Below are 23,347 nucleotides of genomic sequence, written 5' to 3'. Positions count from 1 at the left end.
GAAATACGATGAAAAAAGTATCAAAAATATTATTACTCCTAGCTGTCTTTGCGGTTTACGCATGTAGCGAAGACTTTCTAGATACTAGCCCAACCGATCAGCTTGGTGCAGATCAGGTGTTGAGCACGATCGAGAACCAAAGAGCTGCTTTGGAAGGAATTCACCGCCATATGTATGGTGTAGGTGGTTCTCAAGATGAGCGTTCTGGTTACGGAAACATGATGATCAACTATGATATGCTTGGTCAAGATGTTGTTAACCCTGAGCGTGGTAGTGGTTGGTTTATTAGTGTTTACCAGTGGATTGAGCACAGACTAAACTCAAGCTCGTTGGTAGAGCATACTTATGACTACTATTACTCAATGATTGCTAATGCCAACAATATCATCAACTCTATTGATAATGTTACTGGTAGCGATGATGAGAAAAACAATATTAAAGGGCAGGCTTTGTTCTACAGAGCGTTTGCACACTTTAATATGGTTCAGCTTTATGGTGGCCGTTATGTGCCTGGTCAAGCTAACAACCAATTAGGTATTGTTATCAATCTTGATGACCTTTCTAACATTGGTGAAGGTAAGGCACGTTCTACTGTAGAGGAAGTTTACACGCAAATCGATACTGATTTGAATGCTGCGCTTCAAGCGTTGAATGCTTCTTCTGTATCTGCTGGTAGCGATAAGTCTCAAATCACTTCGAACATTGTGAACGGACTACTTGCAAGAGTAGCGCTTACAAAAGGTGAGTGGGCTAATGCAATTACTTTCGCTCAGGCTGCAAGACAAGGTTTTGACCTTACTGACATCAACGATATCACTAATGGTTTCAACAACTCAGGTACTTCAGGTTGGATTTGGTCTAGCCAGGTAAACCCTGACCACGGAACTTACTTTGCTTCGTTCTTCGCTTATATGTCTTACAACTACAGCTCATCGCACATTAGAAATGACCCTAAGTGTATTAATGCTGACTTGTACGACATGATGCCTGATACTGATGTAAGAAAAGGTTTCTGGGCAGTTGAGCAAGATGATATCGATGCTATTGATATCCCTAGCAACTTTAGAAGATTCCCTTACATGAACACCAAGTTCGAGGCGCTTCCAAGTGGTACTTTGGGTGATGGTGACGTTGTACTAATGCGTGTAGCTGAAATGCTTTTGATTGAAGCTGAAGCTAATGCTCACTTAGGTAATGACGGTGCCGCACAAGATGTACTTTTCGAGCTTGTTAGCGAAAGAGATCCAAGTGCAGTAGAAAGCACAAATACTGGCCAAGCATTGCTTGATGAGATCTTAGTTCAGAGAAGACTAGAGCTTTGGGGTGAAGGTTTTAATTTCCTTGATCTTAAGCGTTTGAACCTTCCTTTGGAAAGATCTACAAGAGGTAGCTTTAGCATTACGCAAGCGCGTATCTCTGAAATGCCAGCTGGAGGTAACGAATGGAATTTCTTGTTCCCAATCAGCGCATTGAACGTGAACAAAGAATTGGATCAGAATCCATAAGCAAAAACGTACGTTAAGTACTATAGCAATAATAAAACCCCGAGCGAAAGTTCGGGGTTTTTGATTTTATGGTGGTGAGGGATAAGTGTTTGGGCGAATGAAAAGAATTTCAAAGATTTTGGCCAAAATGTTTTTTAAAGTCGAGCTGGTACTTAGTTTTGACTCGAATTTAATGAACAACTGGTAGTGCTCGGTCATCCACGACACTACCTCTAAAATTGGATGAAACCTAACTCTTTGCTTGCAACCCTGGCTTTACCGTCAGGGTTTCTTTTTTCATTCCTAATTCTTCCGGCCGACTTAACATCTTCATTTTTCCTTTTGTCAATACTTTGCTGTTGCTTTCTGTCTATAGATGCTATATTTCAAATTGATAGGATGCGTGTCGTCCACCATGTTTTTTTGAGAAAGAAGAGAGACTATATCGCCATTGCTTTGTTGCTTTGTTTGGTTGCGCCTATTGGAGTTACCTATGTAGCCCTTAAGGTGCGCAAAGAACAAGTCCGCGAAGAAGTCAAAGCAACTATTTTGGCCGGTGTAGATCGCGGAGAGCTTGTTTTGCATAAGTTCTTGAAATCTGAAGTGGATGACTTAGTAGACTGGGAGCACGACCGTGAGTTTAAGTACCAAGGCCAGAGCTACGATGTGGTTGAGGTTGAAGATCACGGAGATTCGGTTCATTACTACACTTGGTGGGATAAGGTCGAAACTAAACTAGATAATCAACTTGATGAATTAGTGGCCAATGCCATGGCCGATGATCCAGAAAGAGAAAGTAATAGAGAAGAGCTAGTTCAGCTTTTTAAGAGCCTGTATTTTTCGAGTACACGAGTAGCCGAAGCTTATGGCGATGTGCTAAATAACGAATGGAGGCCTTCGCAAACTGCATTTTTCGATTCAAGAAGTATAGCCCCACCGGTTCCGCCTCCACTCGTATAGTTGAACATTTTTAGCGCATAGCAGGCGGTTCCTTTACCTCCCAACTATGCCTGTCTTATTATGCCCTTTTGGGGCTTAATACTGTTCAACTTTTAAAATTTCACAATGAAAAAACTTTTTCTATTGTGTTTATTAATGGGAGTGGTGTGTATTGCGCAAGCCCAAATAATCACAATAAAAGACCAGCAAACCGATGAACCATTGGAGCTGGCGACTATTCAGAGCGATAGCCCAAGAGCTTTTGTAGTGACCAATGCAAAAGGTAACGCAGATATTTCTGTGTTTGAAGGCGCCACCAACATTCAGGTACGCATGCTGGGCTACGAAACAAGGAGCCTGAGTTTTGCAGACTTGCAATCGGGTGATTTTAAACTTCAAATGTTGGCCTCGAGCGTGTCGTTAGATAATGTGGTGGTATCGGCAACCAAATGGAACCAGAACTCCTATGAGGTGCCCACAAAGATCACTTCAATTGCTCCTAGAGACATAGCATTGCAAAACCCACAAACCGCTGCCGATTTATTAACAGTAAGCGGCAAGGTGTTTATGCAGAAAAGCCAGCAAGGTGGTGGAAGCCCAATGATTCGTGGTTTTGCTACCAACAGATTGCTTTATTCTATAGATGGTGTGCGTATGAATACCGCCATTTTTCGAGCGGGTAATATTCAGAACGTTATTTCCTTAGACCCTTTCGCTATTGAGCATACAGAGGTGCTCTTTGGCCCTGGTTCGGTTATTTATGGTAGCGATGCCATTGGTGGTGTTATGAGCTTTAAAACCATTACGCCTCAATTGTCGCTTACAGATAAGCCAGTTGTTTCGGGTAATGTATTTGGGCGTTATTCTTCTGCCAACAATGAGAAAACTGGCCATTTTGATATAAACGTAGGATGGAAGAAGTGGGCTTTTGCCACAAGCTTTAGTGCCAATGATTACGATCACCTTAAGCAAGGTAGCAATGGCCCAGACGACTACTTGATGCCTTACTATGTAGTGCGAAGAGGAGATGCGGATGTAGTGGTTGAAAATGACGATCCGCGGGTACAAATTCCATCGGGTTACGATCAGTATAACATTACCCAGAAGATTCGTTTTCAGCCAAACAAGCATTGGGACTTTCAATATGGCTTCCATTACTCCGAAACTTCAGAATACGGGAGGTATGATAGACATAACCGCATGCGCAACGACTTGCCGCGTTATGGTGAGTGGAGTTATGGTCCACAGAAGTGGATGATGAATAACCTGAACATAACGCATACAGCCCAGACTGGTATGTTTGATGAGGTGGTGTTGCGATTGGCTCAACAGTCTTTTGAAGAAAGCAGAATGGATAGAAGCTTGAACAGCGCGGAACGTGCCGTTAGGGTGGAAGAGGTTGAAGCTTATTCGCTGAACTTAGACTTTACAAAGAACTTGGCCGCAAGACATACTTTTTATTATGGTCTTGAAGTAGTTACCAATGATGTAACCTCAACAGGAACTGACGAGGACATAGTGGCCGGAACTTCAGTGTCTGGTCCTTCTCGTTATCCGCAGGCTGTTTGGAATTCTTATGCCTTGTATGCAACAGATCAGTATCGCGCCTCAGAACAGCTTACTTTTCAGGCGGGCTTAAGATATAACCTCTATAGCTTGGATGCTGAGTTTGATACATCCTTTTATCCATTTCCATTTTCAGAGGCTGAATTGGATAATGCAGCCCTTACGGGCAGTTTAGGAGCGGTTTACAGACCTTCTCAAGACTGGGTGTTTAGCACTAACCTTTCTACAGGTTTCCGTGCACCAAATGTAGATGATATGGGTAAAGTTTTCGATTCTGAGCCAGGTGCTGTGGTAGTGCCGAACCCAGATTTGGACGCTGAGTACGCATATAATATCGATTTGAGTGTAGCCAAAGTGTTTGGTGATATGTTAAAGGTTGATGTGACAGGCTACCATACTTGGTTAGAAAACGCGATGGTTCGCAGAGATTATACTTTGAACGGCCAAACTGAGATAATGTATGATGGTGAGATGAGCAGGGTTCAGGCCATTCAGAATGCTGCTATAGCCAAAGTTTATGGCCTACAGTTCGGCTTGGAACTCAAGTTGCCTGCGGGTTTTAGCTTTACAACAGATTACAACTTTCAGCATGGAGAGGAGGAGCTTGACGATGGAGCGACTAGTCCAAGTAGGCATGCGGCACCATCTTTTGGTGTTAGCCGCTTAAATTTTAAGCAATCGAAACTCACATTGCAGTTATATGCAAACTATCAGTCTGAGGCAAATAGCGATGATTTACCAGAAAGTGAAAAGGGCAAAACGGAGATTTATGCCTTAGACGGAAATGGAAACGCCTATGCGCCATCATGGTATACTTTAAATCTAAAAGGTCAGTATTTAGTTGCTCCTTACTTAACTGTGGGAGCAGGTATTGAGAATATAACAGACCAGAGATATAGACCGTATAGCTCGGGTATTTCTGGTGCCGGAAGAAACTTCATTGTTTCAGTGAAGGCTACTTTTTAGTAGAGTTTGCTCATATTTTTTGCAAACAATGATTGATAGAGAGAAAGTCGAGGCATAAGGTCTCGGCTTTCATTCATTTTAGGCCTTTGGGTTTTAAACCAAATTCTCAAAAACGGAACAAATGGCTTGGGGTGAATTAGTTTTTTAATGCTCTTTTTAACCTACTTCTGTATGTGAAAACTAGGATGATTTTACCTAAAAATTGCACCTAAAAAGTTATTATGAAAATGCTTACATTTTTTTACAGATAATAAAACGTTGTTTGAACGTTAAAAACAGTGTTTTAAGGCTAAAATGGCTGTTTTTCGGGGTGTGGGGTGGTTTTTACGGGTTAGGTAATTTTAGGTCTATATACTTATATTTGATTAACCTAACACCGAACTAACTTACTTTGACACCGTTACAGCCCAGAAGTAGGAGGGAATCTCCTATTCTGTTTACTGTTGCATTGTGCCTAATTTTTTGCACTCTGAATATCTTCGGGCAGTCCCGCCCGACAAGTAACGGTTTTACTTTGCAGTTTCTTAAAGGTTCAACAGATGGTTCAGTAGACCAAGTTGCTTCCAATGTTGTTAAGGTGGTTAATAACACTGGCAGAACAGTTGTTTTTAACCTAGAGTACGCTTACCCTGCTGGTTGGCGAATAATGAACGATAGAGAAAGGGTTTATTCTGTTGCGAATAGAGATAGCCTGTTTGTGCCAGTGCGGGTAATACCCACTAAGGAGGCCGAAGGTAACGTAAACTACTTTATTAATGCTTCTGCTTTTACGGCTTCAGGGGTTCCCTTGGCTTCTGCACCTTGGAACATGCAGGTAACAAAGGTTAGCCGTTGGTTTGCTAATATAGTAAAGAGTGAAGCCTATCTACCCAATGATTCTGACGAGACAAGTTTTCAGTTAAATGTAAAGAATGATGGAAATTCTGCTGAGGATGTAGTGGTGCTCTTTAATCCTGATCCAAAGCTCCTGATTACAGATGCACAAGGGAATCCGTTTGGTGAAAACACATTGCAGCTAAAGCTGCCAGTAGATACAGATACCTTACTCACGTTTAAAGCCAAGTTGCAAGAGGGGGCGGGCAAGGAGAACTTCTTCTCTGCAGGCCCAATAGACGAGGTGGTTACCGATAAGGTAGATTTTCAGGTGAGTGTACAGGTTAAGGATGTAAACAATAAAACCAAAAGTTGGGGGGGTAGAGTACACATTAAAAAGCTACCTAGTGAGGTTAAAATCAAGTCAGAGGCAGGCACGGCTACAATTCCGCTAAAAGTCCAGTTCAATACATACAACATACTTTCTCAGTTTACCAACTTTAGTTTAGACCTCAGTGGCGATGCAGACCTGGGTAGAGACAGGTATTTGCGGTACTATTATCAAACCATTATTAGCAGCAATAGTATTGCGGGTACGCAGTTTTTGGGCTCTTATAGGTTTGGGGAATTCAGAACGCCAAAATATACGGTAGCGGTTGGCGATATAGGAGCCAACATGGAGTTGCTCTTGAATGGTACAGGCGCCAGGGCTTCCTACAAAGTGGGTAAGGTAGATGTTAGCGGTATTTATGTTAAGCGCCCTCAAAGCGGGTTGGTAAACAATGAGCTCACTTCAATGGGAGGCAGTGTTCGCCTAAATACCGGTAAGCGAGTAGTGGCCACAGCGCAGGTGGTTAACCAAATAGATGAGTTTAACGAGATAGATAAAAAACTAGGTACGGTTGAGGCGAGCTACCGATTTAGAAACCAGAGTTTGGCGAGTGTTAAAGTGGGGTATTCCATTGAGAACCATGGTGTCGATAGCACATTTACGGTACCTGGAATGGGTATTACAGCCAAGTATGTTGGCCGAATAAAAAGTGTGAGTTTTAGTTCGCAACTGCGCTATAATACGCCATCATACTCATCGCAGTACCGCGGTACTAAAAGTATAAACTCAAATGCCCGCTACACGATCAATCAAAAATACTTCGTTGGCTTTAGGGTAAATGTGAACACGCGTACTCCCGAGATTTATAGTAAAGGAGTTCTTTTCCCTGTTAGATATTATAAATACAATACCTACGAGTTGCGTTTTGGCTGGACAACAGAGGCCGGAAACTTTGTGTTCTCACCAAAGGTGTATGACGAAGAGTTTTTAGATGTACGTACCATGACCACCGGTGCAGGAATTACCTTCTCAACCAACAAAGCTTCGAGCATACGCTTCTTTTCACGTTTTTATTCTGGTTTTACAAAAGCTAAGGACTACGATTTGGATCCTTACTTGGTTAACCGATGGGAAAATTCCCTGCGCTATAAAAACCTCAACTTCTCGGTAAGGTACTACTACGGCCCTTATAATGTGCTTGATAATTTGAGGGTGATTGAAGATGGCATCAACCCTCAGTCTATATACATGAGTACCTATGCCACTTTAAACTTTAAAGAGGCTCGCTTATCGGTTCGGCCAACATTTACCATGAGCTATGAGAGTGTGATGGCGCGCTGGAGAATGAACCTAGCCCCTCAATTGATTTATTACTCCAAAAGTGGCTTTGAGTTTAAGGTGGCTGTAGAATACTTCAACGTAAATCAAGGCGAAAGCCCGTTGGCAACAGTTAGCGAAAACCCTTCGGTTTTCAGTCCATTTGCACAGAGCAATACTTTCCTTCGCTTTGGCTTAACCAAGCAGTTCAACATTAAAAAACCAGGCAAAAAGTCGCATGAATTAGAAGTGGTGGTTTTTAAGGATTTGAACGGAAACAACCTGCGTGATTCTGGTGAAGAGTACGAGCAAAATGTGATTGTTAGGGTAAATGGGGAAACCTTAATGACCAATGAAGAAGGTCGGGTAATTTTTAAGGACTTGCCGCAAGAGAAGTATTTGGTAGAAACAGAAATGCTCAGCAACTCTGAAGGTTGGTTTAAATCGAAGGGTATAGAAGTAGATCTGAATAAAGATCAAGCACTTTATATCCCATTAAAGCGTGGCGTTCAAATCAACGGTAATGTCATTCTTCAGCAAGCGCAGTATTCTGCTTTAGGCGAAGGTGGAATGAAGCTGGATGGGATTAGGGTAACTGCCGAGGGCGAAGATGGGCAGACCTATAGTGGCTTAACCGACCTAAACGGAATCTTTAGAATTTATGTGCCTTTCGGGGAATATAAAGTGCGTGTAAATCAGAATGCGGTGGATCAGCAATTTGAGTTTGCACAAAGTGAATACAATGTGGTGGTAAACAATGTGAGTGTCAATTACCAGCTTACATTCTATCTAATTGAAAAACGCAGAAGGCTAAACATTAAAAAGTTTGACAATTAAACAATCAATATAAATGAGAATGAATCAACTAAGTCGAATGTGGATGATGCTCCTGTTTACTGGCGTATTTTCCATCTCGTTTTTTAATGCTCAAGCGCAGAAAATCTCTACTTCGCCTAGTAGGCTTAACTATAAGGTTAGCCCGGGCGGAACACAAAGGGGAATCATTACGGTTGCCAACAACTCAGATATCCGTCAGGATTTCAATGTTGACTTTGGAGATTTTGATGCCTCCCGATCAGGGAAAAGTAAATTTTTGGAGAAAGGGGTTCTTCCTCGTTCTTGTGCCAATTGGCTAAGTGCTACACCATCGCTGTTCACGCTCGATCCGGGCGAAACACAGCAGGTAGAGGTAGTTATGGATGTGCCGCAAGACTCATTAGCGTATATGGCGCGTTGGGCGGTGGCTTACATTCGCTTAGCTGGTGAACGCCAGGCGCAGCAGCAAGGCAATGATGGCCTGATTGTTAACCTCAATCAGTCTTACCGCTTTGGTGTTTATATTTTTCAAACTCCCCCCAGTGCTACTTATGCGAAGGGCGAAGTAACCGGGTTTGCACAAGAAGATGATATGCTTGTGTTCAGCTTGAAAAATACTGGCGAAACGTTTTTGGTATGTAACTCCTATTTAGAGTTTACCAACCTACAGAATGGAGAAATGAACCGAATTAACTCCAAACAATTTACCGTATTACCCGCCAGTGATAGAGATGTTACTTTCAGGGTTCCTTCAGATTTACCGGCCGGAAAATACTCTGTATTGGGTGTGCTTGACTATGGTAGTAGAGATGAAGTTGAAGCTGCTGAAATTGAAATCACTATTCCTGAAAGAAGTAAACAGAAATAATGGCCGTTAATGTTTCCTCTAAGTCAACTTTTGCATTTCGCTATGAGCGAGCTACTTATGTGAAAAGAAATTTTTGAGGGAAGTTTGTATATATGAAAATAAGTACATACATTCACGTGTCGAAACTTTTAACCTAAACATTATTACTCATGAAAAAACTATTCAAAATCAAGGCGTTTGCCGTAGCGGCAATGCTTACAGCAATCTTCGCTAACCAGGCGAATGCTCAAGTGGTTCTTCCAGACGACAACGAGTTCGTTTATGTAGCTATGGACCTTCAAGGTGTTTTGGACCTTACTTTGGCTACAGATCCTAACGTGGAGTTCACTTTCAACACTATTCCTAGCTACGTAAATGGTATTATCAAGCCTAACGTAACTGAGCTGAAAGTTGAGTCTACTGTGCCTTGGGATCTTTACGTTCAGGCAGAAACTGTTAGCTGGTCTCAGTTGCAGGCTTTCTCTAGCGCAGGTGTTTCTACTATTCCTTCTACTTTGTTAGAAGTTAGAGTGATTGACGGTGCTGGTAACTCTGCATTGAGCAACTTTACTGCTTTAACTGATTCTCGTTTGGATATTGTAGGAACTGATGCTCCTGATGATGGTATCGATGCAGGTACTTACCTGACAAACCCTGATACTCACTTCTTCAGAGTTGACTACAGAATCATCCCTACGTTAACTGCTCAGTACCAAGCTGGTTACTACGGTTTGAACGTAATCTACACTTTAGCAGAAGATTTATAAGATAAATTTTATTTACTAATACGTAGTAAATAAGTTAGTTCGATTTATGTTGATTGGTAAAAGGGGTAACAGTATTGTTACCTCTTTTTATTTTTGATACTTTTGTTTATGTCTCGAAGCTTGCGCTTCATATTAACTTTTTTGCTGTTCACCTCTAACGCCTTTTGTCAAACTTTAGACATAGCCATTACTAGAGGTACCGATCTTGATTTTACCTTTAATTCAATTCGCCACTATACCAATGGTATAATAATGCCGAACGCAACCGAGTTCCGAATTGACTCAAGCGCAGAGTGGGACTTGTACGTAGGTACCCAAACCAATGTGGCAGGTCAATGGGATTTAGTTACGGCTTATTCAAGTGCTGGCACTTCTACTGTGCCTGTTTCAATTTTAGAAATTAGGGCGATTAGCCCGGGCGGAACATCTCAGCAAAATTCCTTTTTCGCACTTCAAGATATTTCCACCCCTGTATTCCTTATTGGCTCTGGTGCAGACGACCCCTCAACTGCCTCGGGAGTTGGCACCAATGCTCCGGGCGATTCTGGTAACGACCCATTCACCCATCGCTTTAGAATAGACTACCGCCTTACACCTGGCGTAAATTATCAGCCCGGTATTTATGCGCTTACTGTGGTGTTTACCCTGGCGGAAGATTTGTAGAATCTGTTTTTCAAGCATCGCCCTTTAGCCTATATTTGTGCTAAATATTACAATTATGGCATTGAATATTTCCCTTCTGAAAGATATTTGCGAGGTAGCAGGAGCACCCGGATTTGAAAAACGCGTGCGCGATTTGGTGATCAAAGAGGTTACGCCTTTGGTAGATGAGATCTCCGTAGACAATCTGGGAAATGTAATTGCCGTAAAAAAGGGTAAGAATAATACGCAGGGCAAAAAAGCCATGGTGGCCGCTCATATGGATGAGATAGGGTTTATTGTTACCCATATTGATGATAATGGCTTTTTGCGTTTTCATACGCTTGGAGGCTTCGACCCTAAGACTTTGACTGCACAACGTGTAATTGTGCATGGAAAAGAAGATGTAATCGGGGTGATGGGCACCAAGCCTATTCACGTAATGTCGCCAGAGGAGCGCAACAAAGTGTCTAAAACCACCGACTATTTTATAGACCTCGGAATGTCTAAAGAAGAGGTGGAGAAAATCGTTTCTGTGGGAGACCCAATAACACGCGAGCGTGAACTTATCGAAATGGGCAGCTGTGTAAACTGTAAGTCGATTGATAATAGGGTTTCAGTTTTCATATTAATAGAAGCATTAAGAAACCTGAAGGACGTGCCTTACGATGTTTATGGCGTGTTCACGGTGCAAGAAGAAGTAGGCTTGCGCGGAGCAAATGTTTCTGCACACACCATTAACCCCGATTTTGGTTTTGGCTTAGATACTACCATTGCTTATGATTTACCAGGTGCTCAACCCCACGAAAAGGTAACAAGTCTTGGAAAAGGAGCGGCTATAAAAATAATGGATGCTTCTACCATTTGCGATTACCGTATGGTGGCTTATATGAAAGAAACGGCCGATAAGGCGGGGATTAAATGGCAGCCAGAGGTACTAACAGCTGGTGGAACCGATACAGCTGGTGTGCAACGCATGGGTAAAAATGGTGCGATTTCCGGTGCAGTTTCTATTCCCACGCGACACCTGCACCAAGTAATTGAAATGGCGGATAAAGAAGATATTCAATCAGCTATTGATTTGCTAATTGCTTGTTTGCAGTGGTTGGATCAGTATGATTGGAGTCATTAAGAAATTAGGCAAGTAGCTTACAAAGCCTTGGTGATTCGCTAAGGCTTTTATTTTGCCAGCTTCAAACCCAAATAAGCCAGCACTACGCCTACTACAACACTTAGTGTTAGGTACAATATTGCTTGAAAAGGCTTTTGGTCGAACAGCAAGCCTTGGCTTTGCATGGCAAATGTTGAAAAGGTAGTAAAGCCACCACAAAAACCTGATATCAGTAACAGGTTGGTCGTTTCTGTCAGGTACTTTTCGTTTTCTACCCAGCCTAAAAATAGGCCGATAAGAAAGCAGCCGAGCATGTTTACTGCAAATGTGCCATAAGGCGTAACACCCTCAAAGTTCTTGTGTATGGTTTCTTGAATTAGAAAGCGCAATGCGCTACCAACACCGCCACCAATGGCCACTATGAGCATGTTTTTCAGCATTAGTCTTTCACCTCTTTTTTAGGAGCCTTCTTTTTAATGTACTTATACACTTTGTCGTAATCGCTGTTTTCGTGGTTCGAAATCTTTACGTAGCCTTTATCTACAAAAACGAGCTTCAATTCTTTGAAAATGGTTTTGTTGGTGTTGATGACGGTTTCCTGCCAAGCACCTAAATTGCTAATTGGCTGAGTAGACCTGAATAGCCTGAATGGGTAATAAATGTTGATTTGATCGTGGCTAATTTTTAGCACTTTATAGTTAAAGAGCAGCTTGTAAATAAGAATGGAAGTACAAAGCAAAAGTATACCCAGTACAATGTAGCGCCAGGTGCCTTGCGGTTCGGCCAAAACTTGGCGCATAAAGTAGATTGAGCCAAGGCCACACACTATGGTCGATACGCTGAGCGAGAAAATGGTTTTTCGTTTCGGTCTGGAAAGAATCATTAATGCGAATTAACTAAATCTTTGCGGTATTGGGTAGCATGTGCTTGTATGTCGGGGAAAAATGCCGCGAACTCATCGGCAAATTGCTGGTGGTAGGTGGTCAACTCTATAATTGCCTGGTCCATTAGCGAGTTGAACTTGGTTCTGCGCGACATACCCGTGAGCGTTTTCTGAATGCCGCGCAACTCTTTATAATTCTCCAGCCAATTACCGCGCACCATGTATTCCAACATGTTTTGTGCCCTTGCAGGGAGTGTGTGGCTGTTGGTCTCTAAATTCTGATAATGGCGCATTACAAATTCATGGAGAGGCTCTTTTGTGTAAGCCTGAAAACTATTGGCTAAAAAGTGATCGTAAAACACATCGATAATCACTCCCGAATAATGCCGGTATTTTTCCCGTAGCCGGTCTTTACTCTGTTTTACTACATCGTGACTGTCAGTATATCTGTCGATTTCTCGGTGCAGTAAAATGCCTGTTTTTATGCGGTCGGGGTAGTTTTCAAAGTCTTTTCCCTTAACAAAGTCTCCCATAAAATTGCCTAAGGCAATTTGGTAGTCTTCTCCTGAAAGTAGTAAGTGCGCTAAATAGTTAATGGCCTTGCTTTTAGCTAAAACTACATATTCTAGCCAAAAGAAGTTCTTAACTGCTCTGGAAGATTTTCTTTATGTTCAAATAATCTACAAAATACACCAGCCTAAAAGTGAAGGTATCTACGTTTGGTGCATTCCAAGTGTCTTCAAAGTTGTCAACAAAAGTTACTTCTGGCATGTTGCCATCGGTGTAGATTTGTCGCTTCCAAATAATCTTGAATTCGCTACCTGGGGCCAACTGCCAATTGTACTCCATATCTATGTTAAAGGCATTGTAGTTGCGGTCGTGTAGCGATTCGCCACCATCCATGCCGGTGTAGTCTGAATCTGTCAACTCACCATCTTCCTGAAGTTTAAGGTAGTCCTTGTAGTCAACACGTGACCAATAATGACGCATACGGAAGGTTAACCCCATGCGGTTGGTGAAGATATAGCGGCTATCGAGTGTGTTCTCCAGGTTCTTTACTCTTCTCTTCCCGAAAATGATGTCTTCCAAGTTGTCTTGGTCATCATACAGTTTGGTAACGTAACCACGCTCATTGTTCTTATCGGTAAAGTTTACACGGTGCGAAATCTCAAACCTAGCGCCAACGCGTAGTCTTTCCGAGTGGTTAAAACCAAATTCGGTTTGTTCCCAACTAGGTCTTTCCCAAAAGCTAATTCTACCATTTGTTCTAAAGTTCTTTCGGCCATCAGTGCTATAATTGGTGCCGTAAGAATGGCTCGGGTCTCTTTTAAAGTAATAGCCATCGGTTCGCGGCTCAAAGTAATCGTAGTTGGTTCTTGGGTCGACACGAATAAAGCCACCAACCGACCAGAAATTTCTGAACTGCCCATCGGCATTTAGGTTAACTCTAAAGTTGGTGTAGGTTTTTGGGTCGAAGAGCTCACTGTATTCAGCGCCAGTTCTTACATTCCAATTATTGAAAATACCTTTTGGCTGGAAAGAGTTATAGGAAACATTGGCGCCATGCTCTATGCTATTGGCTCTTCTTAAGAAGCCTAAATCGTTAATATCATAATCGCGCGAATCCACGTTTCGCCTTACATTAAATTGAAAGTTGCCACGTGTTTTTGCAAAGTCTAGGTCGTATGAGAAACCATCTTTTACATTGCGGTCGTCATCGCTGTAATAACGAATGTGGCTATACGAATATGCCCCTCTAAATCGCCAAGTTAAGGACTTGTCTCGCAGGCTTAAGTTAAGGCCAGATACATTTGCGTCATCTCCCTTTTTCCAGCGAGAAACATTTGTATTGGTAAGCGAAATGCTAGAGTTGTTCTTTAGGTTTTGGTCTAACACAATCACGTTAAAGTTAGTCATTGGGTCTGCCTCCAAATCCCTAAGCTCTCCTGTTAGAGTATCTTGAACAGTGATAACGGTTCCGTCAGTAATGGCATTAAAAAGGCCAATACCCAAACCTTTGCTCGTACGGCCTGTTACTTTTGACGCGTTTAGTAATTGAGCCGCCTGAGGCGTAATAATTACTTCTTCTCTGTCTGTTGGGTCTTCGGGCCTATGGCCAAAAGTGCCACCAATTCTTCTCGAATAGAATAGCCCCGCTTTTGAGAATAGCTCTACCCCTTCGGTAAAGAACTGTCTATTCTCGTTAAACCTCACTTCGAAAGGCGAAAGGTTCAAAACCTGATTATCGGAACGTACTCCGCTAAAGTCCGGAATCAAGGTCATGTCTAAAGTAAAGGCATCGTTTATACCATACTTCAGGTCCATTCCTGCATTAAACTGCGGTTTTACAAAGCCTTGCTCCGTAGAGCGGGTTACCACTGTTGATACGTATGGATAGAAGAATAACCTCGTTGGTGTTTCAATATTGGTCAGGTTTTTCACCACACCAGCTTGATTCAAGAAACCATCAAGCTCTGGGTCAATGGCATTCCAGTGCAAATCTTGGTTGTCCGAAGTAGATCTTCGGAAAAAGTTAATACCCCAGTCTTGCACCTCTTTTCCGTCAAAGCGCAGTACAGCGTAAGGTATTTTGTATTCGACTACCCATCGGTCTTCGTAAATCTTTGTTTCGGAAAGCCAAGCAGCATTCCACGATTCGTCATTTCTCCAAATACGTTCATTACCGCCATTGCTATAGCGTGTATCGTATTGCACACCAGCTACCGTAACAAACAAGCCAACACCATTTAGGCCGGCTTTAAATGGGTCGATTATCACACCAAAATAGTCCGAGTTACCAATGTTGTCGCGGTTGGTGAGTAAGTTGAAAATGTCTTCTTTTTTATCGTATAGAACGGCCGAAATGTAGATCGCGTCATCGTCATAAACCATGCGCACTTCGGTTCTTTTAGCTCCAGCTTCTCCCGGGTTGGGGCGCAGTTGAGTAAAGTTTGTTTGAACAGGTACAGTGCACCAAATGTCCTCATCTATTACGCCATCAATTTTGATGGACTCATCTGTACGCACGGCATCAAAAGATTTTTGCTCGTACTGTGCTAATGCTGTTTGCGTAAACCCAATCGCCAACAGCAAGAAAATTATGGTGATTCTCGCTTTCAAACCCTCTCCAGTCTTATTATTCAACTTACAAATGTGCTATTTGTTCTACCGTTGCCATATTCCATTTCTCCAAGCTGATATATATTCATGTAAACGGTTGCTTACTTTGTAAGTGGTTGAACATTAGTTGATTATTCGTTTTTGCTTTTTCGTTAATCTTTATGGATTATTTGAGTACTTAGTTGCTATGGCTGAATCTAAATTTTGAACCAAAATGTTTTGTCGGAATAAAATTTGGTTGCTGAAGCGGAAAAATCGAGGTTTGCTAAAAATTGAATACAAGCATGGATGTTTACGGTAAGGCTTTGCTCGATTATGCCCATGAAAAGGAAGAGGGTGTATTAATGCTGAATACCAGTTATGGTGAGCCTGAAGAAATGCCACTATGGTATTTTTTCCGTGAATACGAAGATATGCCTGACCTTGAAAAAATGGCGCTCTCCATCTGCGAAGGTAAGGTGCTCGATGTTGGAGCCGGAACAGGTTCTCATGCTTTGTGCCTACAACAAATGGGGCTTACCGTAACGGCTATCGATACATCCAAAACAGCGGTAGACGTAATGAAGGAGTCGGGAGTGAAAGATGCCCGCCAAGTCGACTATTTTAAATTAGAAGGAGAAAAATTCGATACCATTCTTGGCTTGATGAATGGAATAGGCTTTGTGGGCAAAAAGGATCGATTTGCCGATTTTTTGAAGAAAGCCGATGACCTGCTAGCGTCTAATGGGCAGATCTTTATCGATTCGAGCGATATAGATTATTTATACGAAGACGAAGCGTTGCCAAATGATCACTATTATGGAGAAGTGAGCTTTCAGTATGAGTATAAAGGTGAAAAAGGTGAGTGGTTCGACTGGGTGTATTTTGATAAGGACACCATGACTCAAATGGCCGATGACCTAGGCTGGTATTGCTACTTTTTAGAAACCGATGAGCACGGACAATACTTAGCGCGCTTGGTGAGAAAGTAGGTGCTGGCCAATAATTACCGTATCGAAACACTCTTGCCCGTTTGTCTTAAAATGAGGTAAATCATTTGCATTAATCATTAACTTCCCGATTAGTATTAAACTAACTACTATGAAGAAGAGAATTTTTTATGCAATCCTTATGGTGGCCTTCACCACCTTTTCTCTTTCCGCACAGCGTACCATTTTGCACTGTGGAAAGCTAATCGATTCAAAATCCGACCAAGTTCAGAACAGCATGTCCATCATTATTGAAGGTAATGTGATAACGGCTGTAGAAAGTGGCTACACCAAAGGCAAAAGCAACGACACCGTAATTGACCTGAAGGACAAAACTGTAATGCCGGGCCTTATGGATATGCACGTGCATATTGAGGGTGAGTCTAACCCTAACAGAAGATTGAATCAGTACATTCAAAACCCGGCCGATGTTGCTTACGATGCGCAAGTGTATGCCGGCCGAACATTGATGGCCGGATTTACTACCGTGCGCGACCTTGGTGGTAGCGGTGTAAATGTGTCGTTAAGAAATGCCATTAATGCAGGGAAAGTAGTAGGTCCTAGAATCTACACAGCTGAAAAAACCATTGGAACCACCGGTGGTCATGCCGACCCAACCAATGGCAGCAATGCGCATCTTATGGGTGATCCAGGACCAAAAGAAGGTATTATTAATAGTTATGATGATGCGAGAAAAGCAATTCGCCAGCGCTATAAAAATGGTGCCGATGTAATTAAAATTACCGCCACTGGTGGTGTGTTATCGGTAGCTAAGGACGGTCAAGGCCCGCAGTTTCAAATGGATGAACTAAAGGGTATTGTAGAAACTGCTAAAGAATATGGTTTTGTAACGGCCGCTCACGCGCATGGCGATGAGGGAATGTATCGTGCAGTATCTGCGGGCATTAACTCGATTGAGCATGGTACTTTTATGTCGGAGCGTACCATGGAAAAGATGATTGAAATGGGTACTTATTACGTGCCAACTATATCGGCAGGTAAGTATGTGGTAGAAAAGGCCGATGTTCCGGGCTTTTTTCCGCCAGTAGTTGTACCAAAGGCAAAGGCTGTTGGTCCACAAATTCAAGATACTTTTGCCAAGGCTTATGCTAAAGGAGTGAAAATTGCCTTTGGTACCGATGCTGGCGTGTTCCCGCATGGCGATAATGGCAAAGAGTTTATCTATTTGGTGGAAGCCGGAATGCCCGCTATGGAAGCCATTAAGTCAGCAACCATTACTGCTTCTCAATTGCTTAGAATCGATGATAAATTCGGAACAATTGAAGAAGGTAAGATGGCCGATATTGTTGCAGTTGATGGCGACCCAATCAAAGACATTATGGCCATGACAAAAGTGACTTTCGTAATGAAAGACGGCAAAGTGTTTAAACAGTGATTTAGCTTTAGTAAATCGGTTGACCAAGAAATTGAAAGGTGCAGGCGTAGTGTCTGCGCCTTTTTTGTTTTGGAAGAAGTTGCAAGCAGTTCAGTTACCGAGCTGCCCGATTAACTATTTTCTGTTAACCGGTAACTATGCGATAGCATCGAAAGCACATTGCCAAAGTGTTCGATCTGTTGTTGAATTTCTTCTGGTACTTCTTTGCCATTCATGCGGGCAATTAACAGACCGAAAACGCCATTAAGGCAGGCTTGCACTGGGTTGGTTACCAAGCCTTCAGAAGCTTGAATGTTGGCTCTAATGGCTGGTCGGGCCGCATTAAAAACAGCTTGGTAATCTTCATTTTCGGTAAGCAGTTGTAGGCTTAGTTCTGATAGTTTGTCTACTTCGGCCTGAACGGAGGCTAAGTGGCCTTCCTTTTCCAGCCCTTCAGATTGCATAGCTTCAATCAGGCTTTTGTACCAGTTGAGCGCCTCTTCCTTTTTACCCATGTCCATCTTTTCATCGGGGATGTTTCCCAAAACATGGATTTTGATCTTTTCAGGGTCAAAGTCAAAGTTTCTGATCAATAACTCTGTTTGGTACATGTAAATAATGTATTCGGAAATGTTCTCCTGTTTTTTCTTGTCGGCTAAAAGCATGCTGCAAAATTAAGTCAGTTAAAGAGAAATCAATCCTTTAAGTTCACAATCATTACCACCGGATTGTCATCCATTTTTAGTTTTCCGAGTTGTTTTAGCTCGGGCGGGAGTTTTGCAGCTTTCTCTGAGTTCTCGCTGAACCATGCCAAAACATCTGGAGCCTCCATATATCCCACCAGTTTGTTGTTATCCGTTGCATACTGCGGAACAAATGGCAAGAAGTTATCAATGTCGTTAGCAAATCCATGCATTTCCGTATTTCCTAAGTCAGATAGTTGGGCTTCTCTGGTCTCTTTGCTGAAAATTCCGTTAAAAGTTTGGTCTTTGGTGCTGAGCTGGAAAAAGATGTACTCATTGTTTACATCAACTACAGCTGGTTGATAGCGGTCATACTTTGATTCTTTTTCTATAAACTTCGTTTTGTCTTCATACGGAATGCCATGGTTTTTACTATCAAAGACAAGGTGTGCAGAAATGGTTTCGCTGGATACATGAAAGAGGGTATCGTTGAAAGTTTCTTTGAAATAAACAGCTCCGTTGTCTCTAAAGAATTGCCCTTCAGAAGAGTCAAATGAGAAGCCGTTTGACATGTCGTGCGTACATGAAAGCGGGTTTGGGTAGGCTTTAATTGTTTTGCCACTTCTGTTAAAAACCGTAAGCCTGTTTTTCTGTTCACAAACCGGGTTGGCATTGTAGCCAACAAATAGGTCGTCCGATAGCTTTGTGAAACCCATAATGTAATTTTGCCCGGTGGGTATTTCAATTTTGTCCGTAACATCTCCATTTTGGTTTAATTGCCATATTAATGAGGGCTCCTTGCTTACGTAAAAAGCGCTGTCTTCTTCATTAAATCCCAAAGCAGGGTGTGTATTTCTGTACTCGTCTGGGCCTTCACCATAACGCTTTACTTCTGTCAAAAATCTTCCTGTGGTTCTATCGAATGAGTATAACTGTCGAAATGCACTTGAGATTATTCTATCCTTGGTAAGGTAAAAGCTTGGGTACCCATCAATCAATGCGTTTTGGTTAGCCTCTAAACTGATGTACTCAATAGACTTGGCAAAAGTGCTCAGCTGCAGCTCACCTCTATTGCTATACGCTTCTACTAGGTCAATTTTGAAAGGGCCTTCTTTAGAAATTTTAGATTTTTCTTTATCTCCGGTGCAAGAATAAACCAAAGTTAAAAGAAGTGCGAAAAGGCATTTTGAGAACGTTGAGTGGTGTTTTTGTTTTTTCATAGGATGAATAATGTAGGTTGAAATTTTTTATAAGAAAACGATATGGTTGAATTCATATCATTAGCAAATATTGAACCACCCTAAAGAATTAAATTACAGCGCTTTTTTTCTATTTTTGCGGTTCGTTTCGAAGGTTTATGAAGAGAATACGGAATTTCTGCATTATCGCCCACATTGACCACGGTAAAAGTACCTTGGCCGATAGGTTGCTTCAGCACACTGGTACAGTGTCTGATCGCGATATGCAAGAGCAGTTGCTAGACGATATGGATCTGGAGCGCGAACGTGGTATTACCATCAAGTCGCACGCTATCCAGATGAATTATAATTATAAAGGAGAGGAGTATACCCTCAACTTGATTGACACTCCCGGTCACGTGGATTTTTCTTACGAGGTATCCCGTTCCATTGCCGCCTGTGAAGGTGCGCTTTTGATCGTGGATTCATCGCAAGGGGTAGAGGCACAAACTATTTCTAACCTCTATTTGGCGTTAGAGCACGATTTGGAGATCATCCCTGTGCTAAACAAGATCGATTTGCCTGGTGCCATGCCAGAAGAAATGACCGATCAGGTGGTGGAGCTTTTGGGCTGTGCACCGGAAGATGTGATTCGCGCTAGCGGAAAAGCAGGTATCGGTATTGACGAGATTTTAGAGGCTATTGTAGAGCGAATTCCGGCACCAGAAGGTGACCCTGAAGAGCCTTTGCAAGCCATGATCTTCGATTCTGTTTTCAACTCTTTTAGAGGAATCGAAGTAATATTCCGTGTATTCAACGGAACAATTAAAAAAGGCGATAAGGTAAAGTTCGTAAACACGGGCAAAACCTACGATGCTGATGAAATTGGGATTCTCAAGCTCAAGCAGTCGCCTCAGCAAGAAATTAGCGCGGGTAACGTGGGCTACCTTATCTCGGGTATTAAAAATGCCAAAGAGGTAAAAGTGGGTGATACCATTACGCACGTTCAGCGTCCTACCCAAAGAATGATCAAAGGCTTTGAAGATGTAAAACCAATGGTTTTTGCGGGTATCTATCCTGTTGAAACTTCAGAATTCGAAGAGCTTCGCGCCAGCATGGAAAAGCTTCAACTTAACGATGCATCGTTAGTTTGGGAGCCAGAAACATCTGCCGCTTTGGGCTTTGGTTTCCGTTGCGGATTCCTGGGTATGCTGCACTTGGAAATTGTGCAAGAACGCTTGGAGCGTGAGTTTGATATGACGGTGATTACCACCGTTCCTTCAGTGCAGTTCCATGCAGTAATGAACGATGGCTCGCTGATTAAAGTAAACGCGCCTTCTGAGTTGCCAGAACAAAACTATACCTCGCACCTAGAGGAACCATTTATTAGAACACAGATTATTTCTAAGGCCGAGTTTGTTGGTCCAATAATTAACCTGTGTATCGATAAAAGGGGTGAGATTAAGAATCAGGTTTACCTAACTTCAGACAGGGTTGAGCTGACTTTCGAAATGCCTTTGGCCGAAATTGTTTTCGATTTCTTCGATAAGCTAAAGACCATTTCAAGAGGTTACGCTTCGCTCGATTATGAATTGATTGGTTTCCGTCAATCGAATTTGGTGAAACTGGATATTCAGTTGAACGGTGATAAAGTAGATGCGCTTTCAGCCATTGTTCACCGCGATAAAGCCTACGAATGGGGTAAGCGCCTGTGCGAAAAGCTGCGCGAGTTGATTCCTCGACAAATGTTTGAAATCGCTGTTCAGGCATCTATCGGAACAAAAATTATTGCCAGAGAAACCGTAAAGGCGATGCGTAAAAACGTATTGGCAAAATGTTACGGTGGTGATATTACCCGTAAGCGTAAACTATTAGAAAAGCAGAAAAAAGGTAAGAAGAGAATGCGCCAAGTAGGTAATGTGGAAATTCCACAAGAAGCTTTCATGGCTGTTCTTAAACTAGACTAAATATGGCATATCAACTACTAGACGGAAAAGCAACGGCTCAATCGATCAAAGATGAGCTTTCTGAAAAAGTAAGTGAAATAAAAGCAGCTGGAGGAAAAGTGCCTCACTTGGCGGCCGTTTTGGTGGGCGAAGATGGTGCGAGCAAAACCTATGTAAATGCTAAGGTGAAGGCTTGCGAAGCCATTGGTTTCGGTTCTACCTTAATTCATTTGCCAGAGTCTACTTCTGAAGAGGAAGTGTTGGCAACGGTAGGTCGTTTAAATAACGATGCCGATATCGATGGATTCATTGTGCAGGTGCCATTGCCAAAGCAAATTGATGAGCAAAAAGTGGTTGAGGCGATTCTTCCTGAGAAAGATGTGGATGGTTTCCATCCTTCTAACTTGGGTAAAATGTTGCTTGATTTACCTACACTTTTACCAGCTACACCAAAAGGCATGATGCTTTTAATGGAGCGTAATGGTATAGATACCTCGGGCAAGCACTGCGTAGTAATTGGTAGAAGCCATACGGTGGGTACACCAATCAGCGTGTTGATGTCGAGAAATTCGAACCCAGGTAATGCCACAGTTACGCTTTGTCATAGCAGAACACAAAACTTGGCAGAGGTAACCAAACAAGCTGATATCTTGATTGTGGCTATTGGTCGCGAGGGCTTTGTTACTGAAGAAATGGTGAAGGAAGGCGCTGTTGTGATTGATGTTGGTATTCACCGTGTGCCATCGAGCGAGACAAAGTCGGGCTTTAAACTTAAAGGCGATGTTAGGTTTGATGAAGTGGCACCAAAGTGTAGCTACATTACGCCTGTTCCGGGCGGTGTGGGTCCTATGACGATCGCTTCGTTATTGTGGAACACATACCTCGCAAGTCAAAAATTAGTATAAACCACAAGTCCTTCCCCTTGGGGAAGGATTTAGGATGGGGCTAGCAGTTACAGCCACCTGCTCTAAAAAAGTTGATTATGACAGAAACAATTCAATCAAAGCTTCCGATAATGGAAGCTTTTTATACAATACAGGGAGAGGGACATTTCTCTGGAACTCCAGCATACTTTATTCGATTAGGCGGCTGCGATGTTGGCTGCGTTTGGTGCGATGTGAAAGACTCGTGGGACGCTTCGCAATGGCCAGAGCAAACGCTGGACGAGATTGTAGCGGGTGCTCAAGCGTACAAAGGGCGCCTGGCGGTAATCACTGGTGGAGAGCCTTTAATGTACAACTTAGACGAATTGACTGCCGAACTGCATCGCAACGATTTCAAAGCTAATATTGAGACCTCTGGTGCGCACCCTTTGAGTGGCTCGTGGGATTGGATTTGTTTTTCGCCTAAAAAATTCAAGCAACCAAGAGAAGAGTTTTACGAAAAGGCAGATGAACTTAAAGTTGTTGTATACAATAAGAGCGATTTTAAGTGGGCCGAAAGCCATGCGGCAAAGGTAAATCCTGACTGCTTGTTGTATTTGCAGCCAGAGTGGGACAAATCCGAAAAAATGCTACCTGCAATAATAGATTACGTAAAAGACAACCCTAGATGGAATATTTCGCTACAAACTCATAAGTTTATGCAGATTCCATAAC

General features: G+C 42.4%; 19 protein-coding genes. 13 read left to right on the top strand and 6 right to left on the bottom strand.

Going from position 1 to position 23,347, the window contains the following annotated elements; genetic code table 11:
• Nucleotides 1-8: 8 nt before the first annotated feature.
• From BMW98_RS00600 to BMW98_RS00565, 8 genes are all read left to right on the top strand, one after another.
• Entirely contained in the window at nt 9-1,505 is a 1,497-nt protein-coding gene (locus tag BMW98_RS00600; RefSeq protein ID WP_090256450.1) for a RagB/SusD family nutrient uptake outer membrane protein, read from the top strand.
• A gap of 402 nt (nt 1,506-1,907) precedes the next feature.
• On the top strand, nt 1,908-2,444 hold the full coding sequence (locus BMW98_RS00595; RefSeq protein WP_090256449.1) for a hypothetical protein: 537 nt from the start codon (nt 1,908-1,910) through the stop codon (nt 2,442-2,444).
• Between the two features lie 105 nt (nt 2,445-2,549).
• Entirely contained in the window at nt 2,550-4,955 is a 2,406-nt protein-coding gene (locus tag BMW98_RS00590) for a TonB-dependent receptor (RefSeq protein ID WP_090256448.1), read from the top strand.
• Between the two features lie 514 nt (nt 4,956-5,469).
• Complete coding sequence (locus tag BMW98_RS00585; RefSeq protein ID WP_090256447.1) at nt 5,470-8,253, top strand: hypothetical protein; 2,784 nt, start codon at nt 5,470-5,472, stop codon at nt 8,251-8,253.
• 19 nt (nt 8,254-8,272) lie between these two features.
• Nucleotides 8,273-9,100: a fimbrial biogenesis chaperone gene (locus BMW98_RS00580; protein ID WP_139177326.1), complete on the top strand. Its 828-nt coding sequence runs from the start codon at nt 8,273-8,275 to the stop codon at nt 9,098-9,100.
• 149 nt (nt 9,101-9,249) lie between these two features.
• Entirely contained in the window at nt 9,250-9,846 is a 597-nt protein-coding gene (locus BMW98_RS00575) for a hypothetical protein (protein WP_090256445.1), read from the top strand.
• Between the two features lie 252 nt (nt 9,847-10,098).
• Entirely contained in the window at nt 10,099-10,509 is a 411-nt protein-coding gene (locus tag BMW98_RS00570) for a hypothetical protein (RefSeq protein ID WP_139177324.1), read from the top strand.
• A gap of 55 nt (nt 10,510-10,564) precedes the next feature.
• Nucleotides 10,565-11,617: a M42 family metallopeptidase gene (locus tag BMW98_RS00565; protein WP_090256443.1), complete on the top strand. Its 1,053-nt coding sequence runs from the start codon at nt 10,565-10,567 to the stop codon at nt 11,615-11,617.
• 47 nt (nt 11,618-11,664) lie between these two features.
• Here BMW98_RS00565 and crcB read toward each other — a convergent pair whose 3' ends face one another.
• The 4 genes from crcB to BMW98_RS00545 are packed head-to-tail and all read right to left on the bottom strand — an operon-like array spanning nt 11,665 to nt 15,599.
• Nucleotides 11,665-12,036, bottom strand: a complete 372-nt coding sequence (gene crcB / locus BMW98_RS00560) for a fluoride efflux transporter CrcB (protein ID WP_090256442.1) — start codon at nt 12,034-12,036, stop codon at nt 11,665-11,667.
• Nucleotides 12,036-12,479, bottom strand: a complete 444-nt coding sequence (locus BMW98_RS00555; protein ID WP_090256441.1) for a hypothetical protein — start codon at nt 12,477-12,479, stop codon at nt 12,036-12,038. Before BMW98_RS00555 ends, crcB begins: the two co-directional genes overlap by 1 nt.
• Nucleotides 12,479-13,075: an acyl carrier protein phosphodiesterase gene (locus BMW98_RS00550; RefSeq protein ID WP_090256440.1), complete on the bottom strand. Its 597-nt coding sequence runs from the start codon at nt 13,073-13,075 to the stop codon at nt 12,479-12,481. Before BMW98_RS00550 ends, BMW98_RS00555 begins: the two co-directional genes overlap by 1 nt.
• A 46-nt stretch (nt 13,076-13,121) precedes the next feature.
• Nucleotides 13,122-15,599 carry a DUF5916 domain-containing protein gene (locus BMW98_RS00545; protein ID WP_139177322.1) on the bottom strand — a complete coding sequence of 826 codons (2,478 nt, stop codon included), beginning with the start codon at nt 15,597-15,599 and terminating at the stop codon, nt 13,122-13,124.
• Between the two features lie 272 nt (nt 15,600-15,871).
• Here BMW98_RS00545 and BMW98_RS00540 point away from each other — a divergent pair, with 272 nt between their 5' ends.
• Together BMW98_RS00540 and BMW98_RS00535 are read left to right on the top strand one after the other, a co-directional pair.
• The gene (locus tag BMW98_RS00540) at nt 15,872-16,570 is read left to right on the top strand and encodes a class I SAM-dependent methyltransferase (RefSeq protein WP_222843588.1); all 699 of its coding nucleotides are present in this window, start codon (nt 15,872-15,874) and stop codon (nt 16,568-16,570) included.
• A 109-nt stretch (nt 16,571-16,679) separates the two neighbouring features.
• On the top strand, nt 16,680-17,963 hold the full coding sequence (locus BMW98_RS00535) for an amidohydrolase family protein (RefSeq protein ID WP_090256435.1): 1,284 nt from the start codon (nt 16,680-16,682) through the stop codon (nt 17,961-17,963).
• 110 nt (nt 17,964-18,073) lie between these two features.
• Here BMW98_RS00535 and BMW98_RS00530 read toward each other — a convergent pair whose 3' ends face one another.
• Nucleotides 18,074-18,607: a DUF4924 family protein gene (locus BMW98_RS00530; RefSeq protein ID WP_090256434.1), complete on the bottom strand. Its 534-nt coding sequence runs from the start codon at nt 18,605-18,607 to the stop codon at nt 18,074-18,076.
• 29 nt (nt 18,608-18,636) lie between these two features.
• Nucleotides 18,637-19,845 carry a 6-bladed beta-propeller gene (locus BMW98_RS00525; protein ID WP_090256432.1) on the bottom strand — a complete coding sequence of 403 codons (1,209 nt, stop codon included), beginning with the start codon at nt 19,843-19,845 and terminating at the stop codon, nt 18,637-18,639.
• Between the two features lie 137 nt (nt 19,846-19,982).
• On the opposite strand from BMW98_RS00525, the gene lepA reads away from it, so the two are divergent.
• From lepA to BMW98_RS00510, 3 genes are all read left to right on the top strand, one after another.
• The gene (gene lepA, locus BMW98_RS00520) at nt 19,983-21,770 is read left to right on the top strand and encodes a translation elongation factor 4 (protein ID WP_090256431.1); all 1,788 of its coding nucleotides are present in this window, start codon (nt 19,983-19,985) and stop codon (nt 21,768-21,770) included.
• 2 nt (nt 21,771-21,772) lie between these two features.
• On the top strand, nt 21,773-22,654 hold the full coding sequence (gene folD / locus BMW98_RS00515) for a bifunctional methylenetetrahydrofolate dehydrogenase/methenyltetrahydrofolate cyclohydrolase FolD (protein WP_090256429.1): 882 nt from the start codon (nt 21,773-21,775) through the stop codon (nt 22,652-22,654).
• 77 nt (nt 22,655-22,731) lie between these two features.
• Complete coding sequence (locus BMW98_RS00510; protein ID WP_245733445.1) at nt 22,732-23,346, top strand: 7-carboxy-7-deazaguanine synthase QueE; 615 nt, start codon at nt 22,732-22,734, stop codon at nt 23,344-23,346.
• Nucleotide 23,347 lies beyond the last annotated feature (1 nt).

Source organism: Roseivirga pacifica, from assembly GCF_900111145.1.
In the GTDB taxonomy this organism is placed as follows: Bacteria; Bacteroidota; Bacteroidia; order Cytophagales; family Cyclobacteriaceae; genus Roseivirga; species Roseivirga pacifica.
The sequence above is the reverse complement of the archived record's forward strand: the minus strand, read 5'-3'. Positions and strand labels throughout refer to the sequence as shown.

Coding starts and splice junctions, on each gene's coding strand:
- BMW98_RS00600 (WP_090256450.1), top strand. CDS start 9: ATGAAAAAAGTATCAAAAATATTATTACTCCTAGCTGTCTTTGCGGTT.
- BMW98_RS00590 (WP_090256448.1), top strand. CDS start 2,550: ATGAAAAAACTTTTTCTATTGTGTTTATTAATGGGAGTGGTGTGTATT.
- BMW98_RS00580 (WP_139177326.1), top strand. CDS start 8,273: ATGAATCAACTAAGTCGAATGTGGATGATGCTCCTGTTTACTGGCGTA.
- BMW98_RS00575 (WP_090256445.1), top strand. CDS start 9,250: ATGAAAAAACTATTCAAAATCAAGGCGTTTGCCGTAGCGGCAATGCTT.
- BMW98_RS00570 (WP_139177324.1), top strand. CDS start 10,099: ATGCCGAACGCAACCGAGTTCCGAATTGACTCAAGCGCAGAGTGGGAC.
- BMW98_RS00565 (WP_090256443.1), top strand. CDS start 10,565: ATGGCATTGAATATTTCCCTTCTGAAAGATATTTGCGAGGTAGCAGGA.
- crcB (WP_090256442.1), bottom strand. CDS start 12,036: ATGCTGAAAAACATGCTCATAGTGGCCATTGGTGGCGGTGTTGGTAGC.
- BMW98_RS00555 (WP_090256441.1), bottom strand. CDS start 12,479: ATGATTCTTTCCAGACCGAAACGAAAAACCATTTTCTCGCTCAGCGTA.
- BMW98_RS00535 (WP_090256435.1), top strand. CDS start 16,680: ATGAAGAAGAGAATTTTTTATGCAATCCTTATGGTGGCCTTCACCACC.
- BMW98_RS00530 (WP_090256434.1), bottom strand. CDS start 18,607: ATGCTTTTAGCCGACAAGAAAAAACAGGAGAACATTTCCGAATACATT.
- BMW98_RS00525 (WP_090256432.1), bottom strand. CDS start 19,845: ATGAAAAAACAAAAACACCACTCAACGTTCTCAAAATGCCTTTTCGCA.
- lepA (WP_090256431.1), top strand. CDS start 19,983: ATGAAGAGAATACGGAATTTCTGCATTATCGCCCACATTGACCACGGT.
- folD (WP_090256429.1), top strand. CDS start 21,773: ATGGCATATCAACTACTAGACGGAAAAGCAACGGCTCAATCGATCAAA.
- BMW98_RS00510 (WP_245733445.1), top strand. CDS start 22,732: ATGACAGAAACAATTCAATCAAAGCTTCCGATAATGGAAGCTTTTTAT.